15 protein-coding genes are annotated in these 20,345 nt (G+C 57.4%); 6 read left to right on the forward strand and 9 right to left on the reverse strand.

Annotation, left to right across the window (positions count from 1 at the left end; translation table 11 throughout):
• Positions 1–99: 99 nt before the first annotated feature.
• From ACO0LO_RS08100 to ACO0LO_RS08110, 3 genes are all read left to right on the forward strand, one after another.
• Entirely contained in the window at positions 100–1,248 is a 1,149-nt protein-coding gene (locus tag ACO0LO_RS08100; protein ID WP_422963700.1) for an alpha-D-ribose 1-methylphosphonate 5-triphosphate diphosphatase, read from the forward strand.
• Between the two features lie 175 nt (positions 1,249–1,423).
• Positions 1,424–1,822: a cupin domain-containing protein gene (locus ACO0LO_RS08105; RefSeq protein ID WP_422963701.1), complete on the forward strand. Its 399-nt coding sequence runs from the start codon at positions 1,424–1,426 to the stop codon at positions 1,820–1,822.
• Between the two features lie 60 nt (positions 1,823–1,882).
• Positions 1,883–3,037, forward strand: coding sequence for an MFS transporter (locus ACO0LO_RS08110; protein WP_422963702.1), 1,155 nt, complete (start codon positions 1,883–1,885; stop codon positions 3,035–3,037).
• Positions 3,038–3,099: 62 nt separating this feature from the next.
• Here the strand turns inward: ACO0LO_RS08110 and ACO0LO_RS08115 are convergent, their stop codons facing one another.
• The 5 genes from ACO0LO_RS08115 to xdhA all read right to left on the reverse strand — a co-directional run bounded on the left by ACO0LO_RS08115 (position 3,100) and on the right by xdhA (position 9,414).
• Positions 3,100–3,288: a 4-oxalocrotonate tautomerase gene (locus tag ACO0LO_RS08115; protein WP_422963703.1), complete on the reverse strand. Its 189-nt coding sequence runs from the start codon at positions 3,286–3,288 to the stop codon at positions 3,100–3,102.
• 9 nt (positions 3,289–3,297) lie between these two features.
• Positions 3,298–4,026 (reverse strand): class II aldolase/adducin family protein, encoded by a 729-nt coding sequence (locus tag ACO0LO_RS08120; RefSeq protein WP_422963704.1) that lies wholly within the window; start codon positions 4,024–4,026, stop codon positions 3,298–3,300.
• An 18-nt stretch (positions 4,027–4,044) separates the two neighbouring features.
• A complete protein-coding gene (gene guaD / locus ACO0LO_RS08125) occupies positions 4,045–5,352 on the reverse strand; it encodes a guanine deaminase (protein WP_422963705.1) in 1,308 nt (435 codons plus the stop codon).
• Between the two features lie 189 nt (positions 5,353–5,541).
• Entirely contained in the window at positions 5,542–7,914 is a 2,373-nt protein-coding gene (gene xdhB / locus ACO0LO_RS08130; protein WP_422963706.1) for a xanthine dehydrogenase molybdopterin binding subunit, read from the reverse strand.
• A gap of 18 nt (positions 7,915–7,932) precedes the next feature.
• Positions 7,933–9,414 (reverse strand): xanthine dehydrogenase small subunit, encoded by a 1,482-nt coding sequence (xdhA, locus tag ACO0LO_RS08135; RefSeq protein ID WP_422963707.1) that lies wholly within the window; start codon positions 9,412–9,414, stop codon positions 7,933–7,935.
• Positions 9,415–10,032: 618 nt separating this feature from the next.
• On the opposite strand from xdhA, the gene ACO0LO_RS08140 reads away from it, so the two are divergent.
• Together ACO0LO_RS08140 and ACO0LO_RS08145 are read left to right on the forward strand one after the other, a co-directional pair.
• Complete coding sequence (locus ACO0LO_RS08140; protein ID WP_422963708.1) at positions 10,033–11,802, forward strand: methyl-accepting chemotaxis protein; 1,770 nt, start codon at positions 10,033–10,035, stop codon at positions 11,800–11,802.
• An 84-nt stretch (positions 11,803–11,886) separates the two neighbouring features.
• Positions 11,887–12,240, forward strand: a complete 354-nt coding sequence (locus ACO0LO_RS08145) for an energy transducer TonB (RefSeq protein WP_422963709.1) — start codon at positions 11,887–11,889, stop codon at positions 12,238–12,240.
• An 89-nt stretch (positions 12,241–12,329) separates the two neighbouring features.
• Here the strand turns inward: ACO0LO_RS08145 and ACO0LO_RS08150 are convergent, their stop codons facing one another.
• On the reverse strand, positions 12,330–13,631 hold the full coding sequence (locus tag ACO0LO_RS08150; protein WP_422963710.1) for an NCS2 family permease: 1,302 nt from the start codon (positions 13,629–13,631) through the stop codon (positions 12,330–12,332).
• Between the two features lie 403 nt (positions 13,632–14,034).
• Here ACO0LO_RS08150 and ACO0LO_RS08155 point away from each other — a divergent pair, with 403 nt between their 5' ends.
• Positions 14,035–14,805: a class II glutamine amidotransferase gene (locus tag ACO0LO_RS08155; RefSeq protein WP_422963711.1), complete on the forward strand. Its 771-nt coding sequence runs from the start codon at positions 14,035–14,037 to the stop codon at positions 14,803–14,805.
• A gap of 122 nt (positions 14,806–14,927) precedes the next feature.
• Here the strand turns inward: ACO0LO_RS08155 and ACO0LO_RS08160 are convergent, their stop codons facing one another.
• The 3 genes from ACO0LO_RS08160 to ACO0LO_RS08170 are packed head-to-tail and all read right to left on the reverse strand — an operon-like array spanning position 14,928 to position 19,937.
• On the reverse strand, positions 14,928–16,307 hold the full coding sequence (locus tag ACO0LO_RS08160) for a TolC family protein (RefSeq protein ID WP_422963712.1): 1,380 nt from the start codon (positions 16,305–16,307) through the stop codon (positions 14,928–14,930).
• Positions 16,308–16,344: 37 nt separating this feature from the next.
• Positions 16,345–17,682 (reverse strand): HlyD family type I secretion periplasmic adaptor subunit, encoded by a 1,338-nt coding sequence (locus ACO0LO_RS08165; RefSeq protein WP_422963713.1) that lies wholly within the window; start codon positions 17,680–17,682, stop codon positions 16,345–16,347.
• Positions 17,679–19,937, reverse strand: coding sequence for a type I secretion system permease/ATPase (locus ACO0LO_RS08170; RefSeq protein WP_422963714.1), 2,259 nt, complete (start codon positions 19,935–19,937; stop codon positions 17,679–17,681). Before ACO0LO_RS08170 ends, ACO0LO_RS08165 begins: the two co-directional genes overlap by 4 nt.
• Between the last annotated feature and the right edge of the window lie 408 nt (positions 19,938–20,345).

Consider the following 20,345-nt stretch of genomic DNA (forward strand, 5'->3'; position numbering starts at 1 on the left):
ACATCGGGCTTCACCGCGGCAGGTGAATCGTGATACCGTATTTGCTGCGGCGAAAGCTAGGCAGGGTACTGCTCATTCCAGGGCCATAACAATTCCAGCATGATGATAAAAACCATACGCAATGCCCGCATCGTCACCGCCGACAGCGAATTCACCGGCTCGGCCGAAATAGACGGCGCCGTTTTCGGCGAAGTGGCGCGCGGCAATAGCGGCCTGTTCGGCCTGGCCGGGGAAGACTGGCAAGGCGACTACCTGCTGCCCGGCATGGTGGAACTGCATACCGACAACCTCGAAAAACACCTGATGCCGCGCCCCAAGGTCAGCTGGCCGACGCTGCCGGCGATCGTCGCTCATGATACGCAGATTGCCGCTTCCGGCATCACCACCGTGCTGGATGCAATTTCGGTGGGCGATCTCGATGCCGACAGCCTGCGCACGCAGACGCTGATCGCCTGCATAGACGGGCTGAAACAGGCTGCCGCTGCCGATATCCTGCGCGCCGACCATTTCCTGCACCTGCGGCTGGAGCTGGCGGAACAGAACCTGCTCGGCTGGTTTGAGCCTTATGTGCATGACGATGGCCTGAAGCTGGTATCGCTGATGGACCATACGCCCGGCCAGCGCCAGTGGACCGACATCAGCCATTACCGCACCTATGTGACCGGCAAACGCGGCTGGAGCGAACAAAAAGTGGACGGCATGCTGGAAGGCCTGCTGCACAGGCAGCAAACCTATGCCGCCGCCAACCGGCGCGACGTTATTGAACTGTGCAACCGCCGCAGCCGTCCCATACCTTTGGCTACGCATGACGACACCACGCTGGAGCACGTGACCGAGGGGGTAGAAGACGGCGTTTCCATTTCCGAATTCCCGACTACGCTGCTGGCGGCGCGCGCCGCGCATGAGCACAGCCTGGGCATCATCATGGGTGCGCCGAATATGGTGCGTGGCGGCTCTCATTCCGGCAACGTATCGGCGGCGGAATTGGCGCGTGCCGGCTTGCTGGACGTGCTGTCGTCCGACTATGTGCCGGCCAGCTTGCTGCACGCCGCATTTCTGCTGCTGGAGGAAGGCTACGACCTGCCGCGGGCGGTTGCCACGGTCACCCGTAATCCTGCGCAGATGGTGGGCCTGACCGACAGGGGCGAAATTGCACAGGGTTTGCGCGCCGATTATCTGCGCGTGCGGGTGGTGCAGGGCATCCCGGTGGTACTGGGTGTGTGGAAGGCCGGCCTGCAGATCGCCTGAAGTCTGCCACCGCAATCACCATAATGAGCTCAATGCCGCCATGCAGCATCACGGCGGCTTGCAGTAAGGCCTGCACGGTGCTTTAATGGCAAGCACCCGCATGATCCCGGCTGATATTTACCGGCCCACGCGAGCCATCATCTGCTGACGTATCCGCGTCCCTGAAAGGAATGCCATGAAGCCGAACTCCTTATCCACACTAGTGCTTGTTGCCGCTGTCGGCTTCTGTACTGCCGCATCTGCGCAAGCCCCGGGTTTTCGCCGCACTGTCGTGCAAAAAGGCGACGTGTCTGTCCCCAACCGCGAAGCGGTGGTTGCCCGCGTGGAGGTGGATCCCGGTGTCACGTCCGGAAGGCATACGCACCCCGGCGACGAAATCAGCTATGTGATGGAGGGCGAGGGCGAGTTGCTGATAGATGGCGAAGCGCCGCGCAAGATCAAGGCCGGCGACGCCTTCATCGTTCCAGCTGGCAAAGTACATGAGGCCAGGGGTACCGGCACCGTCACCATGAAACTGGTTGGCACCTATGTGGTGGAAAAAGGCCAGCCCATGGCAACGCCGGCGGCCAAGTAAGTTGATGTTGAGGCGTCCAATTCTTCCCCGGAGCCGGTGGACGCAGTCCTGTAGCGCTCGATGAAAACCCAGCTGTGGTCGCTGACGCTGGGCAATTTTGCCATCGGCACCGGTGCGCTGATCGTGCCCGGCATGCTCAACGAGCTGTCGTCCGATCTGGAGGTGGCGCCGGCGGCGATAGGCGTCATCATTTCTGCGTTTGCCATGACGATCTGTATAGGCGGCCCTTTCCTGGCCGGCTGGACCAGCGCGATCGAGCGACGTGTATTGCTGACTGCCGCGCTGGCGCTGTATGCCGTCACGCATACACTGGCCGCATTTGCGCCCGGCTATCTGAGCCTGGTGGGAATACGCGTCGTCACCGCGGTGGGAGCTGCGTTGTTCACCGCGCAGGCGGCTGCCACGGCGGGTTTGCTGGTGCCGGCCGAGCAGCGCGGCAAGGCAATCGGGCTGGTTTTTTTGGGCTGGTCCATCGCTGCCGTGGTGGGCATGCCGCTGGGCGCGTACTTGGGTGCGCACATAGGCTGGCGGCTGACGATCGCACTGGTGGGCGCGATGTCCGCCGTTTTTGCGCTATGGGTGTGGCTGCAGATACCGCCGCGCCTGTTTGTGCCCGCCATGGACAAGGCCGCATGGAAATCCCTATATGCAAACAAGCCCTTGCTGCTGGCGATTTCGGTGACGGCAATACAGGGCGTGGGCCAGTTCACGCTGTTTTCCTATATCGCGGCAGTGCTGAAAGAATTTGTGCAGGCCGGCCCGGCCACGATCAGCATGCTGTTCCTGTGCTTCGGCGTTACCGGAGTACTCGGCAACCTGCTGGCCAGCCGTTTCATGGACAGGCTGGGCACGACGCGGGTCGGCCTGTATGCGATGGGTTGCATGTTCCTGGCGCTGCTGTTCTGGCCGCTGACGCGCGATTCGCTGGCCGTGACGACCTTGCTGGTGCTGTTATGGGGGCTGGGCTGTTTTACGCTGAATGGCGTGCAGCAGGCGCGGCTGGTGGAAATGGCGCCTGCATTGGCGCCGGCCTCGGTGTCGCTGAACTCTTCCGCCATCTACCTGGGCCAGGCGCTGGGTGCGCTGGCCGGCGGCGCCATGATCAGCGCCGGGCATCTGGCAGAGTTGTCAGTGGTCGGCGCAGTGCTGCTGGCGCTGGCAATGCTGGTATCTCACCTCGCCTCAAGGATGTACCGCAGGACGGCAGCGGGGTAATGGCGGCATAGTGGCGACCGTTTTGCCGTGGCCAGAAAGCACCAGGGCCGTTGTTGCATGAGCTACTTCTTGTCCACCCACAGCACGCCGCCGGTAGCCCAGTCCTGCTTTTTGACATCGGTAATGATCACGTCCACCGATTCCGGCGACGAGCCCAATGTCGAGCATGCTGCTTCGGTAATGGCTTTGACAAAGGCGCGTTTCTGCTCCAGCGTGCGGCCTTCAAACATTTGTACGCTAATGGTGGGCATATCGTTTCCTCAGGTTCGGTAAGTAGGGCTGGATTGATCCAGCTTGCGCAGCAGCGCCGGCCACTCCAGTATACCTTCCGGCGAGCCGTTGCCGATCAGCTCTGTATAAGTTTTGTCACAGATGTCCGGCGCGGGCTGGTGCAGCTTCCCGCCGCCGGCCTGGGTTTTCAACTGTATCGCGCAGGCCTTGTCCAGCGTGTCCATCAGCACATAGGCTTCGGCGATGCTGCGCCCGCAGGTGAGCGTGCCGTGGTTGCGTAACAGCATCGCCGGTTTGTCGCCCAGCGTTGCCGTCAGTCGGCCCTGTTCCAGCGCCGACAGCGCCAGGCCTTCGTAATCGTGATAAGCGAGCCGGCCGTAAAAGCGCAGCGCATGCTGCGATAGCGGCAGCAGCCCCAGTTCCTGTATGCCGACTGCGATGCCGTTGACGTTATGCAAATGCATCACGCAGACGGCATCCGGGCGTGCCGCGTGCACCGCACCGTGAATCGCAAAGCCGCTGATGTTGACTTTATGGTGGCTGCCGCTGACGATGTTTCCCTGCAGGTCTATCTTGACGAGACTGGAGGCGCAGATTTCATCAAAGCGCAGGCCGAACGGGTTAATCAGGAAATGGCCGGGCTGATCCGGCAACGCTGCGGAAATGTGGGTATACACCAGGTCGTCCCAGCCGTTCAGCGCGCACAAGCGGTAGCAGGCGGCCAGGTCGACGCGGGTTTGCCATTCATTGTCGTTCATCAGGCTCCGTTATTTGCCTTATTTGCGTTCATGTACCAACTTGCCGGCGGAATACGTCGCGGCGATGGTCCTGTCGTCGCCCAGCAGGGCCAGTGCAAATAATAACTCTTCCACATTATCGGTGCGCGCGCTGCGGCGCGCCAGCAAAGGCGTGGCCTGCGGATCCAGGACGATGAAGTCGGCTTCGGCATCCGGTGCAAAATTGCCTATGGTGCCTTCCAGCTGCATCGCGCGCGCGCCGCCCAGCGTGGCCAGGTAAAACATGCGCGCCGCCGGCAGGTAGGTGCCGCCCATGCGGGCGACCTTGTAGGTTTCGTTCATCGTCTGCAGCATGGAAAACGAGGTGCCGCCGCCAACATCGGTCGCCAGAGACAGCGGCACGCCGGCCTGCTGCGCGCGCGGAAAATCAAACAGGCCGCTGCCCAGGAACAGGTTGGACGTTGCGCACAACGATACTGCCGACTTCGTTTCCGCCATCCGCTGGCGATCGGTGTCGTCCAGCCAGATACAGTGCGCATACATCGCGCGTTCACGCATCAGGCCGTAGCGGTCGTAGATGTCCAGGTAGCTGCGCGCCTGCGGAAACAATTCCCTGGCCCATTTGCATTCATCCTTGTTTTCGGCGACGTGGGTCTGGATGAAGGTGTCCGGATATTTCTGCGCCAGCTCGCCGGCCAGCTGTAGCTGCGCGTCGCTGGAGGTTGGTGCGAAGCGCGGCGTGATCGCGTACATCTGCCTGCCGCGCTTGTGCCATTTCTGTATCAGCGTTTCACTGTCGCGTGCGCCGCTCTCGGCGGTGTCGCGCAGGAATTCCGGGCAGTTCCTGTCCATCAATACCTTGCCCGCCACCATGCGCAGATTGCGTTTTTCGCTCTCGCCGAAGAAGGCATCCACCGATTCCGGATGCACGGTGCAATACACCATCGCCGTCGTGGTGCCGCAACGCAGCAGCTCATCGATGAAGAAAGATGCCACCTCGCCCGCATGCACCGGATCCTGGAACTGGCGCTCGGTAGGGAAAGTATATTTTTCCAGCCATGGCAGCAGGCCCGGCGCAGGCGACGCGATCATGTCGGTCTGCGGATAGTGGATGTGGCTGTCGATAAAGCCCGGCGTGATGATCTTGCCGGGGAAATGCGCTATATCGGCGCCTTCAGGCAGGCTGGTTTTCAGCTGCGCATAGTCGCCCGCTGCGAGGACACGGCCATCCTGGATGATCAGCAGGCCGTCTTCGAACCACTGCATGGCCTGCTCGTTGTGCAAAGGGTCGCCGGTAAAATGCAGCAGGCTGGCGCGGTAGGCTTGCGTAGAACTTGGTGTGGGCATATTCAATTTTTTGTCGTTGCGTAGTTTGCAGGGCAGGCCTTGCTTATCCTGCTCTTAAATGAGACGTAGCCTGGATGGAGCGCAGCGCAATCCGGGGCGGTGAAAATTGCGAGTGCAGTCCGTCTGGCAGAAAACCTGGATTGTGCTGCGCTCCATCCGGCTACAGGCGCGGTTCATTCGGGGGTCGCACTACAGGAAGCCGGGCGATATTGCTTCCACCGCTTTTAAAATCGCTTCGCCGGTTGCCGGTGCCTGCAAGGGCGGATTCTTCTTGTAATCCGCCACGCTGGCAATGGCGTCGCGGATCGCAAAGAATACCGAAAACGGCAACAGCAGCGGCGGCTCTCCGACGGCCTTGGACCTGTGTATGCTGTCCGCAACGTTGCGGTTATTGAACAGCGCCACGCGGAAGTCTTCCGGGCAATCCGAGATCGCCGGTATCTTATACGTGGACGGCGCATGCGTCATCAGCTTGCCGGCCTTGTTCCACCATAACTCTTCGGTTGTCAGCCAGCCCATGCCCTGGATGAATGCGCCTTCCACCTGGCCGATATCGATGGCTGGGTTTAGTGAATTGCCGGCGTCGTACAGCGCGTCGGCGCGCAGCAGTTTCCATTCGCCGGTCAGCGTGTCGACAATCACCTCGGAAACGGCGGCGCCATACGCAAAATAAGAGAAAGGGCTGCCGGTCATGGTCTTGCTGTCCCAGTGCAGGTGCGGCGTGGCGTAAAAGCCGTCCGACCATAGCTGCACGCGGGCCAGGTAGGCTTTTCCCACCAGGTCCGCGAAGGGAATGGTCTGGCCGTTGACCTGTACCTGCTGCGCATAGAATTGCACGTCGGCGGCCTTGCTCGTTTCATTGCCGTAGGTTTTTGCAGCAAACTCGGCCAGCCGTTCGCGTATCTTGCGCGCCGCATCCTGCGCGGCTTTGCCGTTCAGATCGGCCCCGGTGGATGCCGCAGTGGCAGAGGTATTGGCGACCTTGCTGGTATCGGTCGCGGTGACGCGCACTGAGCCCAGCGATACGCCCAGTTCATGTGCGACGACCTGGGCCACCTTGGTATTGATGCCCTGGCCCATCTCGGTGCCGCCGTGGTTGACCAGCACCGAGCCATCTACATACACATGCACCAGCGCGCCCGCCTGGTTCAGGTGGGTGACGTTGAAGGCGATGCCGAATTTATGCGGCGTCAGGGCCAGGCCTTTTTTCAGCACCGGGCTGCCTGCGTTGAACGCCGTGATCTCGGCACGGCGCCGGCGATAGCCGCTGCTGTTCTCCAGTTCGGCCGTCAGCTCGTGGATGACGTTGTCGGCAACCTTCTGGCCATACTGCGTGATGTTGCGACCTTCGGCATCATTGCGCCCATAAAAGTTCAGTTTGCGCACATCCAGTGCATCCTTGCCCAAATTGCGGGCGATTTCATCGAGGATGTATTCGATGGCGATGGCGCCCTGCGGCCCGCCGAAGCCGCGGAAAGCGGTATTCGACTGCGTATTGGTCTTGCCGCACATGGCCTTGATGTCCACATCGGACAGATAATAGGCATTGTCGAAATGGCAGACCGCGCGCGTGGCCACCGGGCCGGACAGGTCGGCCGAGAAGCCGGCGCGCGATACCATTTCCACCCTGGCGCCCAGGATCAGGCCACGATCGTCGTAGCCGACTTCATATTCATAATAGAACTCGTGCCGCTTGCCGCTTACCATCATATCGTCGTCGCGGTCGGCGCGCAGCTTGACCGGGCGCTTCAGCAGCATCGCCGCCAGCGCGGCGGCCGCCGCCCAGAGTGCAGATTGCGACTCCTTGCCGCCGAAGCCGCCACCCATGCGGCGGCATTCCACCTGCACATTGTGCGAATGCAGGTCCAGCGCGTGCGCAATCACATGCTGCATTTCGCTCGGGTGCTGGGTAGAGCAGTACACGTGCATGCCCCGGCCTTCGGTCGGGATTGCATACGAGATCTGGCCTTCGAGGTAAAACTGTTCCTGGCCTCCGACGTTCAACTGGCCCTGCACGCGCTGCGGCGCATTCAGCAAGGCCTGCTGCGCATCGCCGCGCTTCAGCGACATCGGCGGCAGCACGAAGGATAGTGCTGCGCGTGCTTCCACCGGCGTCAGGATCGCCGGAAGCTCTTCGTAGGCCACTTCCACTTTTCGTACCGCGCGGCGCGCCATGTCGTGGCTTTCGGCGATGACGATGAACATGGGCTGGCCCACATATTCGACGAGGCCGTCGGCCAGTATGGGATCGTCATGGATGATGGGACCGCAGTCGTTGGTGCCGGGAAAATCGGCGGCCGTATATATTGCTACCACGCCCGCAGCGGCACGTACCGCATCGAAATTGATGGACACGATCCTGGCGTGCGCCTTTTGCGACAGGCCCAGCGCGGCGTGCAGCGTGCCGTGCAGCTCCGGCAGGTCGTCGGTATACGTGGCTTCGCCCAGTACGTGCAGGATGGCGGATTCATGCGGGTGCGACTTGCCCACTTCGGCCCAGGCGATAGGTCCGGCGGCCTTGCCGGTTTCCGGCATCAGGAAGGGATCGACTTGCTTGTTCATCGTAATCTCCGTTAATTCTTAAGCAAGGCTGGCAGCCGGCTGGGCAAAGGCGTTGACTGCGCTGGCGGCAAGCGGCGCATTGGCGCGGGTTTCCAGCCAGAAGCGGCGCAGCAGGTTTTGTGCGGTCTTCATCCTGTATTCGCCGGAAGCACGCATGTCGGACAGCGGTGCATAGTCCTCGGCAAGCGCCACCACCGCGGCGTCCAGGCTGGCCTGGTTCCAGGCACGGCCCTCGAGTGCGGCTTCCGCCTGGGCAGCGCGCTTGGAGGTTGCCGCCATGCCGCCGTACGCAATGCGGACCCTGGTCAGCACACCGTCTTCCAGCGTGGCCGAGAACGCTGCGCACACGGCGGAAATATCCTGGTCGAAGCGCTTGGCCAGCTTGTAGGTACGGAAAACCAGGTTCTTGTGCGGTAGCGGCACGCGCACTGCTTCGACGATTTCATCGGCCTGCATGTCTTTTTTCTGGTAGGCCAGGTACAGTTTTTCCAACGGCATGACCAGCCGCCCGCGGCCGCCGTTCAACACCACTTCCGCGCCCAGCGCGATCAGCCAGGGGGAGGAATCGCCTATCGGCGAACCGTTGGCGACGTTGCCGCCTAGTGTGCCGGCATTGCGGATAGGCAGTGAAGCGAAGCGCTTCCACAACTCGTCCAGCTGTTCCGGATAGTGTTCGCAGATGGCTTTGTAAGCATCGTTCAGTGAGACGCCCGCACCGATTTCGAGCATGCCGTCTTTTAGCTTCATCTGTTTCAGCTCAGCCACCTGGCCCAGGTAAATGATGTCGCCCAGGTCACGCATCTGCTTGGTGACCCACAGGCCGACGTCGGTGGAGCCGGCCAGTACGCAGGCGGCAGGCTTCTCTGCTTTCAGTGCCAGCAGCTCCGCCAGCGTGCGCGGCGCATGGAAGCTCTGGCCCTGGTAGCGGTAGGTAAAGGATTCCTGCCTTTGCAGCGCCTGTAGCGCGCCGGCCAGCGCCGCGCGGTCAAAGCTTTGCCTGGGCAGCTCGCACATGCGTTTGGCTGCGTCGATAATCGGGCGGTAGCCGGTGCAGCGGCACAGGTTGCCGGACAGCGCTTCATCTATCTGCTTGCGTTGCGGCGCCTGTGCCGAGCCTTCGTTTTTCAGGTACAGATCCCATAGCGACATGACAAAACCGGGTGTGCAAAAACCGCATTGCGAGCCATGGCATTCCACCATTGCCTGCTGTACCGGGTGCAGCGCGTCCTGGTTTTTCAAGTCTTCTACCGTGAACAAGGCCTTGCCGTCCAGCGTGGGCAGCATCTGTATGCAGGAGTTGACCGACTTCATCTGCACCTGGCCATTCTGCAGCTCGCCGATGACGACGGTGCAGGCGCCGCAATCGCCCTCGGCGCAGCCTTCCTTGGTGCCGGTGCAGTGCAAATCTTCGCGCAGGTGCTGCAACACGGTCTGCGTCGCTGCCGAGCGGTCCACGCTATGGGTGCTGCCACGGTAATAAAAACGAATCGGTTCCGACATGAATTCTCCATCATGATTTTCTTCAGGAGGAGCAATATCCTTGCCATTGTTGACATGCCGCCACGGCGGCGGTCACACAATGTTGTTAATTGGCACGAATGTTGCGTCCAGTCATTGCAACGGCAATGGCATCCTCCCACGGTTTGAGATTAACACCCGTGTAGAAAATGACCATACGAGAATGATGATGCGCAATATCAATGTGAGGACATTTGATTGCTCAGGCAAAGAAAATTCTGTTCAATTGTTAAATTGCTGCATTAGTTTGTTTGCACAATTTTTATGCATTTTCGGCAGCTTAAGGTATTGAAAACGCTTTGCATTTTTTCGCAGAATATTGCTCGATATTAGTAGAAAGTTTCCTGGAGAAATCCTTGCTATACGGAAAAAATCAAGTATATTCTCGGTCGGATGTCGCTAATCTCTATCACTTTTGCGCCACTTCAATCATGGGAGAAGAATGGGAAACAGCCTTTTAATTCAGTGTTCGCCTTATCCGATATCCCGATGAAAGAACGTGCAATAAAAACAGGCGCGGCGCACCGACGGAGAGCGGATCGCTGACAGCCAAATTGCATGACACGTTTCAATTTTTACACTATTTATAAAAGAAACTAAATGAACTTAGCAAAAATGAAGGTAGGCAAGCGCCTGGGCCTCGGCTTCGCTCTGGTGCTGGCGCTGCTGATTGCCGTTACCGCGCTGGGCATCGCCCGCATGTCGCAAATCCAGAACCGCCTGGAAAAAGTCATCAGCGTCAGCAACGTGGAAAGCCGTCTCATCATCGACATGCGCGCCATCGTGTACGACCGCATGGTGTCGCTGCGCAACCTGACTTTGCTGAACGATGCCGGCGACATGGAACCGGAACTGGCCAAGATCAAGGAACAGTCGAAGAAATATACGGAATTTGAAAGCAAGCTGGCCGGCATGTTTGCCAGCGAAGCCGGCACGTCGGCGGAAGAAAAATCCCTGTTGGCAAAATTGAAGGAACAGGAAAACGCCTCCGCATCGCTGCCGGCCAAAGCGCAGGCGCTGGGCATGGCCAACGACGCAGAAGCCGGAACCATTACGTTGATCAAGAAAATCCGTCCAGTGCAAAAGAAATGGCTGGATGCGCTGGATGAGATGGTGACGCTGCAGGATAAAATCAATGAACAAGTCGCTGCCGATGCGAAATCCGCATTCGGCGTTGCCAGCAGCATGATGCTGGTGCTCGGCGCGCTGGCGCTGCTGGTCGGCATTGCCGCTGCATGGGCAATCACCCGCAGCCTGCTGAACCAGCTGGGCGGCGAGCCTGATTATGCCGCCCGCATCGCTAGCCAGATCGCCGCAGGCGACCTGTCCACGATTATAGACACCAAAACCGGCGACACCACCAGCCTGGTAGCGGAAATGAAGGCAATGCGTGACAGCCTGGTCAATATTGTCGGCCAGGTCCGTGTAGGTACGGACACTATTGCCACGGCCTCCAGCGAAATCGCCACGGGTAACCTGGACCTGTCTTCCCGTACCGAGCAGCAAGCCGGCTCGCTGGAAAAAACCACGTCGTCGATGAAGGAATTGACGGTCACGGTCAAGCAGAACGCCGACAATGCGCGCGAAGCGAATCAGCTGGCAGCCTCCGCATCGGAAGTAGCGCGTCAGGGTGGCGTGGTTGTGGCGCAGGTGGTGGACACGATGGGCTCCATCAACGAATCGGCGAAGAAAATCGTCGACATCATCAGCGTCATCGACGGCATTGCCTTCCAGACCAACATCCTGGCGCTGAATGCCGCTGTGGAAGCGGCGCGCGCCGGTGAGCAGGGACGCGGCTTTGCCGTGGTAGCCGCCGAAGTGCGCAACCTGGCGCAGCGCAGCGCCGCCGCCGCGAAAGAAATCAAGACGCTGATCGGCGACTCTTCCGAGAAGGTGGAAGTCGGCAGCAAACTGGTGGCCCAGGCCGGTATCACGATAGACCAGGTCGTCACCAGTGTGAAACATGTGACCGATATCATTGCCGAAATCAGCGCCGCCAGCCAGGAACAGAGCGTGGGCATTGAAGAGGTGAACATGGCGATCATTGAAATGGACGGCGTGACGCAACAGAATGCCGCGCTGGTGGAAGAAGCGGCCGCCGCCGCCCAAAGCCTGCAGGACCAGGCTGCGGAACTGGCCAAGGTTGTCAGCATCTTCAGGCTCAGTGCCGGCGACCAGTTCACGCTCACTTCTGCAGCGACGGCAGCGCCAGTGGTACAGCGCGCTGAAGCCAGGCCGGTGGCCATCAAGTCCAGGCCGAAAGCAATAGCGGCCAAGCCGGCTGCGGCGCGGCCGGCAACACGCAAAATTGCCGCGTCCGCTAAAACAGCGGGCAAAAGCGCTGCGAGTGACGAATGGGTCGAGTTTTAAGCAATATAGCGAATTGGTCGCAAAGAAGGAATGCAGCCGGCACAACTGGCTGCAGTTTGATAAATAATCTGAAAGAGTCTGACTATGAACGCCCGTTTTACCACGCTTTCCACTCTGGTTTCAGCCGTATTGCTGACAGCTGCCGCCTCCGCGTTTGCCGCTGACAGCGCACCCGTACTGGACAGCAAATCCTGCGACCAGCCTAAATACCCGAAAGCGGCGCTGATGAATGAAGAAACCGGCACGGTCAGCATGGGCCTGCTGGTGGGTCCCGACGGCAAGGTCGTTGAATCCAAGGTAGAAAAATCCAGCGGTTCCAAGAGCCTGGACAAGGCTGCATTGGCTGCCTACAGCCAGTGCAAGTTCAAGCCGGGCACCAAGGACGGCAAGGCCGACCAGGTCTGGGCCAAGATCGATTTCGTATGGAAGCTCGAATAAGCTTTTCTTCGTATCGGGTATAAGCAGCGTGCTGCAATGACAAAAAAGGGAGCCTCGGCTCCCTTTTTGTCTTTGGATCGACTACTTAGCTAGCCGGCGCCGAGATAGATGAATTTGAACAGGAATACGCCCGAAATGATGCCCGCCACGGCGGAAACCTGCTTGACGCGGCCAGTCAGCAGCTTCAGCACTACATAGGTAATGAAGCCGAATGCGACGCCGTTGGCGATCGAATAGGTAAAAGGCATCAGCAGCGCGGTCACGGCGGCGGGCACGCTTTCTGTCGTGTCATCCCAGTCGATTTCCGTCAGTTCGCGCAGCATCAGGCAGGCAACGTAGAACAAGGCAGGCGCGGTCGCGTAGGCCGGTACGGTGCCCGCCAGCGGCGAGATGAACAGGCAGGCCAGGAACAATACGGCCACGGTCACCGCTGTCAGGCCGGTGCGGCCGCCCGCTTGCACGCCGGCGGCGCTCTCTATATAGGCGGTTGTGCTGGACGTACCGAGAAAAGCGCCGGCGACAATCGCCGTGCTGTCGGCCAGCAGGGCCTTGTTCATGCGGTCCAGCTTGCCTGCTTTCAGCAAGCCGGCGCGGTTGGCGACACCCATCAGTGTGCCGGTAGCGTCAAACAACTCCACCAGGAAGAACACCAGCACCACGTTCAGGATGCCGACCGACAGCGCACCCATGATGTCCAGCTTGAACAGTGTTGGGTCCAGCGAAGGCGGCGCCGACACCACACCCATGAATTTATTACCGCCGAATACAAAGCTGGCCACGGTGACTGCCAGGATGCCGATCAGGATAGCGCCGCGAACCTTCATTCTGTCCAGCGCCACGATCAGGAAAAAGCCGCAGATTGCCAGGATGGCGCCGGACTCGTGCAAGTTGCCCAGCGTGACATAGGTGGCAGGATTGGAGACCACAATGCCGGCGCTCTTCAGCGAGATAATGCCGAGAAACAGGCCTATCCCCACCGTGATGGCAGTGCGTATCGAATGCGGGATGCCGTTGATGATCATCTCGCGTATCCTGAAAATGCTGACGAACAGGAACAGGCAGCCGGAAATGAATACCGCTCCCAGCGCCACTTGCCATGGCAGGCCCATGCCCTTGACCACTACATAGGCAAAATAGGCGTTCAGGCCCATGCCGGGCGCCAGCGCGATCGGGTAGTTCGCATAAAGCCCCATGATCAGTGTGCCCAGCGCCGCCGCAACGCAGGTGGCGACAAACACGGAATCCTTGGGCATGCCCGCATCGCCGAGGATGGACGGGTTGACGAAGATGATGTAAGCCATCGTCAGGAAGGTGGTGAGACCGGCGAGCAGCTCGGTGCGTACATCGGTCCCATGGTCCTTCAGTTTAAAAAACTTCTCCAGAAATAACATTTTGTTCCTCTCTCCTCGCTTCATTATTATGAAATCCTTCAACTCCACCCTGTCTATCCTGCTGCCTATCTTATAGACCGCATAGACAAAAATCCGTTTCCCCCAAGGTCTGTTCCCCTGCAGCAGGCCGCATCTTAACTGTTTGTCGGAGTGCTTCCCACCATTTAAGCTGTTGATATTCGCAATTCGGGTGATGTAATGTCGTTCATAAAATACGCACGCAGATGCCGCAAGCCGGCATGATGGTTATTCAGTTTTGATGATAATTCCCTGAACGTCGTAGCGCAAAGGCTGGTTTGCCTGTTGTGTAGCATTTTGTATATAGATGCGTCCATGTGGCTTTTCGGCATGGCGCCGAAAGGTAGTAACATGGTGCCGTTACCCAGCTTCTCCTCGTCAAGCCATGTGCCAGCTACTCGGAATGAACTGCAATACCCCGACTGACATCGTGTTCAGCTTCACCGGCTTTGCCACGCGCGGCGGCCGCACCGACGAGCACAAGGACGGTTGGGGCATTGCGTTTTTTGAGGGCAACGGCGTACGCCATTTCGTCGATCACCAGGCGGCGGTCGCCTCGCCGATTGCCGAGCTGATCAAGAATTATCCGATCAAGTCAAAAAACGTCATTGCCCATATCCGCAAGGCAACCCAGGGCCAGGTGACGCTGGAAAACTGCCATCCCTTCGTGCGCGAATGCTGGGGGCGCTACTGGGTATTTGCACATAACGGCGACCTCAAGGAATTCGACCCCGCGCTGGACGGGCCCTACAAGCCGGTCGGCAATACCGACAGCGAACGTGCATTCTGCTATCTGCTGCAAAAGATGCGCAGGCATTTCGGCGAGGTATTGCCGGCGCTGTCTGAGCTGACGGCCTTCCTGCGGCAGGCGGCCGCCGAGATTGCCACTTACGGCACTTTCAACATGATGCTGTCGAATGGCGAGGCATTGTTCACACATTGCTCGACCAAGCTGCACTACATCGTGCGGCAATATCCGTTTACGATGGCCAAGCTGTCTGATGAGGATGTGTCAGTAGACTTTTCCGAGCTGACCACGCCCAGGGACCGGGTAGCCGTGATTGTCACCGAACCGTTGACGACGAATGAAAACTGGACTCAGTTCCAGCCTGGCGAGCTGAAGGTGTTTGTGGATGGCGAGGCTTGCTTGACGTGAGTTAAGGCTTTCGTCGATAAATTTTTGTCGTGGCGACCTAATGAACGATGCAGCGGAAAGCAATAATTTGATACTTTAAATAATGGTAGCCCTGATTGCCATATTTTGCCGGGGCTGGCGCACTATGGCTTCAGCGCCTGCCTGCCGAGTGCCCCGGCCGCTGCCATTAATGTCAGGCGTGCCGAACGCCAGTCCGCTTGGCAACGTACACGCTCTTGGCGTGCATCGGACAGCGCCGCTTGTGCTGAGAGCATGTCGAGGATGTCGGCCGCGCCTTTGTCAAACTTGCGTTGCACGCTATTCAGCGCTGCTTCGGCGGAGCTGAGCAGCAGCTGGGAGACGGTCAAATTATCGAACGCGGCGTTAGCATCGGAGTGAGCCTTGAGGACGTCTAGTAAAATTTCGTGCTCGGTATTCTCCAGGTCCGCTTCCTTTTGTTCGACCTGTGCCTGCGCGCCACGCAGCCGATAGGCATTACCAAAGCCGTCAAACAGCGGTAATGTAAGCGTTATACTAAAGATGGTTTCGCGCGACGTCACTGGTGACAGACCTTGGTTGGGCCTGCCATTTTGGTAGATATTACCGGCAAAATCCACTGTAGGTAACCCTTGCGAACGCAAGGCCGTCATTTTTTGTTGTGCCGCTTCTACGCTAGCGCGTGCCGCGGCAATCGCGGGATGCTGCCGCGCCTGCCACAGCCAGTCCCGTAACTCTTGCCGCACCCCCTCGCTGGTGTCTGGCGCGTCTTCCAGAACCGTGACTTGCGCGTCGGGCGTGATCCCCATTGAATAAATTAATACCGATAAGGATTTCTGGTAGCCTCCGTATGCACGGTTGCGTTCAAGTCCGGCCTTAGCTAGCGCAGTCTCCGCCTGTAAAGTATCTGATTGCGCAGCGGTGCCGCGCATTTCGCGCCGTTTTACCGTAGTCAGTGTCTGGTGCGCGAGCTCTTCGTTCTGCTGCCTAGTCTGCCAGTAGCTCATTTGCGTCTGCACGTCGAAGTAAGCGGAAATTACACTGGACAAGGTTTTTTGTAGCACTGCTTCGTGGTTGGACAATGCCGCATTGAGCGTGGCCTGTGCCGAGCGACGGTTAGCGTCGCGCTCGCCGAAATCGAACAGCCGCCAAGTTATACCCAGCGTCGGTGCTAGCCCTGTCAGGTGGTTGTCGCTGTCTGGATGGCCGGGATAGGAAGTACGATCGCTGAGCGTGGCGATGCTGGTGGACAGTGTCGGCAAATAGGCTGACTTGGCTTCGCCGAGCGCCTCTGCCTGGATTTTGGTCAGTGCCCAGGCGCCTTTGATATGCGGATTGTTACACAGCGCTAGATCCACTGCTTGCACCAAGCTCAGAGCGCCCACGGGTTTGAGCACGCTACCGCAAGGCGGCAGTAGCGTATCCCCGGGCAGTAGCACACCAGTTGCCAGAAAAGTTGGGCGACTATGCAGCGGATCACTGTCAGACAAGTCGGCGGTGATCGCGATGGCTGGATGCAGTGCCATGATCACCGCCATGAGCGCTAGACGTCCAACGGATGGCTTAACGCTCACGTAAAGTCTCTCGCTGGTGGTGCAGAAGTGGCGACAAGATATATTCGATAATACGGCGCTCTCCGGTTTTGATTTCCACGTTGGCCGACATGCCGGCCGACAACGGCAGATCTTTGCCGTCCACCACGATGTTAGAACGGTCGACCTGAATTTTTACTACATACAGCAAGTTTTTTTTCTCATCCTCGACGGCATCACGCGACACATGCGCGACATGAGCTGGAATGGTGCCATATTTGGTGTATTCGAATGTGTCGATCTTTACCGCAGCTGCTTGGCCCTCCTGCACGAAGCCGATGTCCCTGTTCTCCATACGTGCTTCAATTTCGACTTGATTGTCTTTAGGGACTATCAGCATCAAGGACTGGGCTGCTGGCACTACCCCGCCTACTGTATGAAGCATCAATTGTTGGACGGTGCCATCTACTGGTGCCCTTAGGGTTAGTAATTTGGCGTGATCGGCGCTGCGTTTCGCATCCTGCGCACTTTCACTTGCCAGTCTGATCGCTTCGACCATGGCGTCGCGTGCCTCTTTGCATGTATCACTGATCAGTATTTGACGCTGTCGTTGCATGTCTGTAAGCAGGCCCTTCAGTTCCAGATAGGCTTGCTGCTTTTCCATCCACGCATGTTCCGTCACGTCATGATTGACCAGCAGCGCCTTATAATCATCGGAGCGTTGCGTCGCCAATAATAATTGGCTGGAGTAGCGGACAATGTTAGCGTCGAAACGTGCCAGCTTAGCTATATAGTCGTCATACTGGGCCTGAGCATGCTGTTGCGCATCGTGCCACAGTTCGTCAGGCGTGCCTCCCACGCGCTGTAACTGAGGTTTATGTCGTTGCTCGATGGCCATCAGCAACGCTTGGGAACGCGCGATCTGCAGGCGAGCTAGATTCAGGTTGCCAGTAGCCTTGTCATGCTCAGCCTGGGCGCTGCTGGAGTCGAGTTCAACCAGACTATCACCAGCATGTACACTTTGTCCTTCGACCACGTGCAGAGCGCGGACGGCGGATACTTCGATCGCTGAGACTGCCTTTGTATAAGCCTGAGGGATGACCTTGCCCTTGGCGTTGACCACTATGTCGATCTTGCCAAACACAGACCATAACAGCAGGATCAAAATTAATAGCATAAGAATGCGTGCGGTCAGGCGAATAGTAGGTGATAACGGTTTTTCTTGGATGGCCAGCGCGGCCGGCTGAAATTCCGCCTCGTGCTCAGTCAGCAGTCGCCCGTCTAGCCGGGCGCGCTCACGCCAGAAGTAGGCAAACACGTCGCGATATCGTTGCCATAGCACATAGTAGGCGGCATAGCGATGGGTCATATCAGACCAGCCGAAACCGTAAGCGCAAGATGGGGAGGGATGGATTTTGCGGCACCGACCTGCTCGTTTACGGATTGGCCGCCGTGATTTGCTTGCAATTGATATAGATGGAAATAAATACCCTGCGGGTTCATCAGCAGCTCGTGGTGGTTGCCAATTTCGGCAATTCGGCCACGCTCCATGACAACAATACGGCTGGCGTCGCGCACGGCCGATAGGCGATGCGCAATGATTAGCACTGTCCGGCCGGCGCAGATGCTGCGCATATTGTCCTGAATTATTTTTTCGGATTCATAGTCCAGCGCGCTAGTGGCTTCGTCAAAAATTAGGATACGCGGATTCATGATCAGCGCGCGTGCGATAGCAATGCGCTGCCTTTGCCCGCCGGAAAGGCCAGCACCGTTTTCGCCGACCAAGGTATCATAGCTCTGCGGCAACTCGCAGATAAAGTCGTGGGCGCCAGCCAGCTTAGCTGCTTCGATCACCGCTTCGAGCGGCAATGCTGGATTGTTTATCGCGATGTTGTCACGTATTGAACGTGCAAACAGTGTATTTTCCTGTAGCACGACACCGATCTGATGGCGTAAGGATGTAGTGTCAATGATGGCTAAATTTTGGCCATCAATCAGTACCCGTCCACGATCGGGGACATAAAGGCGCTGTACCAGTTTGGTTAGTGTGCTCTTGCCGGAACCCGAGCGACCGACAATGCCGATCACTTCGCCGCGTCCTATGTGCAGTTGCAAGTCACAGATGACATCGATGGTGTCGGGACGATAACGGAACGACACATGTTCGAATTCAATCGTGCCTTCGATGCGCGGGATATGTGTTTTCTGACTGGCGATTTCGGTCCGAGTGTTGAGGATATCGCCCAGCCTGCTCATAGATATTCCTACTTGCTGAAAGTCATTCCAAAGCTGCGCCAGACGCAAGATGGGCGAGGAAATTTGGCCCGCCAGCATATTAAAGGCAATCAGTTCTCCGACGGTCATCTTGCTATCAATGACTAAGGTTGCTCCAAGCCACATAATACCCGCGGTCACTAACTTGCTAATAAGTGTGACGCTCCCATTGGCGACCGTGGAAATATTGGTCGCGGCCAGGCCGTCGGCGACATAGGCTGCCAGTTGCTTTTCCCAGCGTTGTTGCCAACGCTGCTCACCCGCCATTGATTTTATTGTGCTAATACCGCTTATAGATTCAACTAAAAATGCTTGGTTTTCGGAGTTTCGGTTGAATTTTTCATTGAGGCGCAACCGTAGTATTGGTGTGAATATTAGTGACAGTGCGATATACACCGGAATGGAGACGATGACGATCAGCGTTAGCCATGGGCTATACCACAGCATTACCACCAAGTAGACAAAGGAGAATGCCACGTCCAACAGCAAAGTCATGGCATTGCTGGTCAGGAAAGTACGAATGTTTTCTAGTTCGCGGATGCGCGCCACAGAGTCGCCTACTTTGCGTGCTTCGAAATACGCGATCGGCAAGTTCAGCAGATGCTGGAATAGTCGAGCACCAAGTTCGACGTCGATCTTGCTGCTGGTATGAGAAAATACATAGGTGCGGATGGCGTTTAGTGTCACTTCAAAGACAGTGGCGCAGATTAGCCCGGTAGCGATAACGTTCAGGGTCTTCATCGCTTGGTTGACAAGTACCTTGTCCATGACTACCTGGAAAAACATGGGCGTGACCAAGCCGATTAGCTGCAACACTAGCGAAATCATTAATACTTCGCCAAGCAACTTACGGTATTTGACAACGGCGGGAATGAACCACGTAAAGTCGAATTTTGCTGTTTCTCCGGCGAAGGTAGATTTGCTGCTAAATAAGATCAGATAGCCATTCCAGGCTGCTAGGAACTCGTCTAAACCTAGTACGGCAGGAGGTTGCAACGGCCGCTGAATCAAAACCCGGATCGCATCTTTGTTGGCGTCGTCGAATTTGGCGACGATAAAATAGTTGCCGTGATCGTCGATGCCGATAGCCGGTAGGGGTGCAAAAAGCAGACGGGTAGTTTCCTGCAGCACTACCTTGGCTGTCATTCCCAGTTTTCTTGCTGCCAGTACTATTGTCTGGTTAGTAAAGGGCTCATGGCCATATGCGTTCAGCAATTGATCGGCATCGGCGGCGATTCCATGCAAGCTGGACATTAAAATTAGCGATAGCAGGCCGCTGTCGCCGCCCGGAGGCTGGTCTGTTACGGTTGATTCTGTGCCGAGCGCGCTACTATCTCCGTAATTATTCATTGATATCCGAGCAGGTTACTAACATTTCGGCAAGCAAAACCACATTCCATAAATAGAGAAATCAACTGGAGAAAAACCATGAATTTACTAACGTAAAAATCGGAAATAAATATTAGTTATTTATTATGAAAGCGTTAAAAGTTCGCGCTGTAAGCTTTTTCTAACTTTGGTCAGTCATGTTTCATCTTCCACGTATTTGTCTTTATTGGATATTTTTCTCTTTTTTTCGTAAGGCGGTGCGTAATTTCCTATTTTCAAGAAATAGGGCAGCAATGCTACATATATAAAGAATGTCGAATCCGGTGGTTTTAAAATACGCCCAGAAAATCCAGGAAGAGATTGCACAAATGACAGCAATAGTTAATAGCAATGCATTGTCTTTAAAAGTCGAATTCATTTTCATATGGC

The sequence above is a fragment of the Undibacterium sp. TJN25 genome (genome assembly GCF_049339885.1).
In the GTDB taxonomy this organism is placed as follows: Bacteria; Pseudomonadota; Gammaproteobacteria; order Burkholderiales; family Burkholderiaceae_D; genus Undibacterium.

Bases quoted from the DNA above. Each gene is read 5' to 3' on its own strand.
- ACO0LO_RS08100 (WP_422963700.1), top strand. From the start codon at position 100: ATGATGATAAAAACCATACGCAATGCCCGCATCGTCACCGCCGACAGC.
- ACO0LO_RS08105 (WP_422963701.1), top strand. From the start codon at position 1,424: ATGAAGCCGAACTCCTTATCCACACTAGTGCTTGTTGCCGCTGTCGGC.
- ACO0LO_RS08110 (WP_422963702.1), top strand. From the start codon at position 1,883: ATGAAAACCCAGCTGTGGTCGCTGACGCTGGGCAATTTTGCCATCGGC.
- ACO0LO_RS08115 (WP_422963703.1), bottom strand. From the start codon at position 3,288: ATGCCCACCATTAGCGTACAAATGTTTGAAGGCCGCACGCTGGAGCAG.
- ACO0LO_RS08120 (WP_422963704.1), bottom strand. From the start codon at position 4,026: ATGAACGACAATGAATGGCAAACCCGCGTCGACCTGGCCGCCTGCTAC.
- guaD (WP_422963705.1), bottom strand. From the start codon at position 5,352: ATGCCCACACCAAGTTCTACGCAAGCCTACCGCGCCAGCCTGCTGCAT.
- xdhB (WP_422963706.1), bottom strand. From the start codon at position 7,914: ATGAACAAGCAAGTCGATCCCTTCCTGATGCCGGAAACCGGCAAGGCC.
- xdhA (WP_422963707.1), bottom strand. From the start codon at position 9,414: ATGTCGGAACCGATTCGTTTTTATTACCGTGGCAGCACCCATAGCGTG.
- ACO0LO_RS08140 (WP_422963708.1), top strand. From the start codon at position 10,033: ATGAACTTAGCAAAAATGAAGGTAGGCAAGCGCCTGGGCCTCGGCTTC.
- ACO0LO_RS08145 (WP_422963709.1), top strand. From the start codon at position 11,887: ATGAACGCCCGTTTTACCACGCTTTCCACTCTGGTTTCAGCCGTATTG.
- ACO0LO_RS08150 (WP_422963710.1), bottom strand. From the start codon at position 13,631: ATGTTATTTCTGGAGAAGTTTTTTAAACTGAAGGACCATGGGACCGAT.
- ACO0LO_RS08155 (WP_422963711.1), top strand. From the start codon at position 14,035: ATGTGCCAGCTACTCGGAATGAACTGCAATACCCCGACTGACATCGTG.
- ACO0LO_RS08160 (WP_422963712.1), bottom strand. From the start codon at position 16,307: ATGGCACTGCATCCAGCCATCGCGATCACCGCCGACTTGTCTGACAGT.
- ACO0LO_RS08165 (WP_422963713.1), bottom strand. From the start codon at position 17,682: ATGACCCATCGCTATGCCGCCTACTATGTGCTATGGCAACGATATCGC.
- ACO0LO_RS08170 (WP_422963714.1), bottom strand. From the start codon at position 19,937: ATGAATAATTACGGAGATAGTAGCGCGCTCGGCACAGAATCAACCGTA.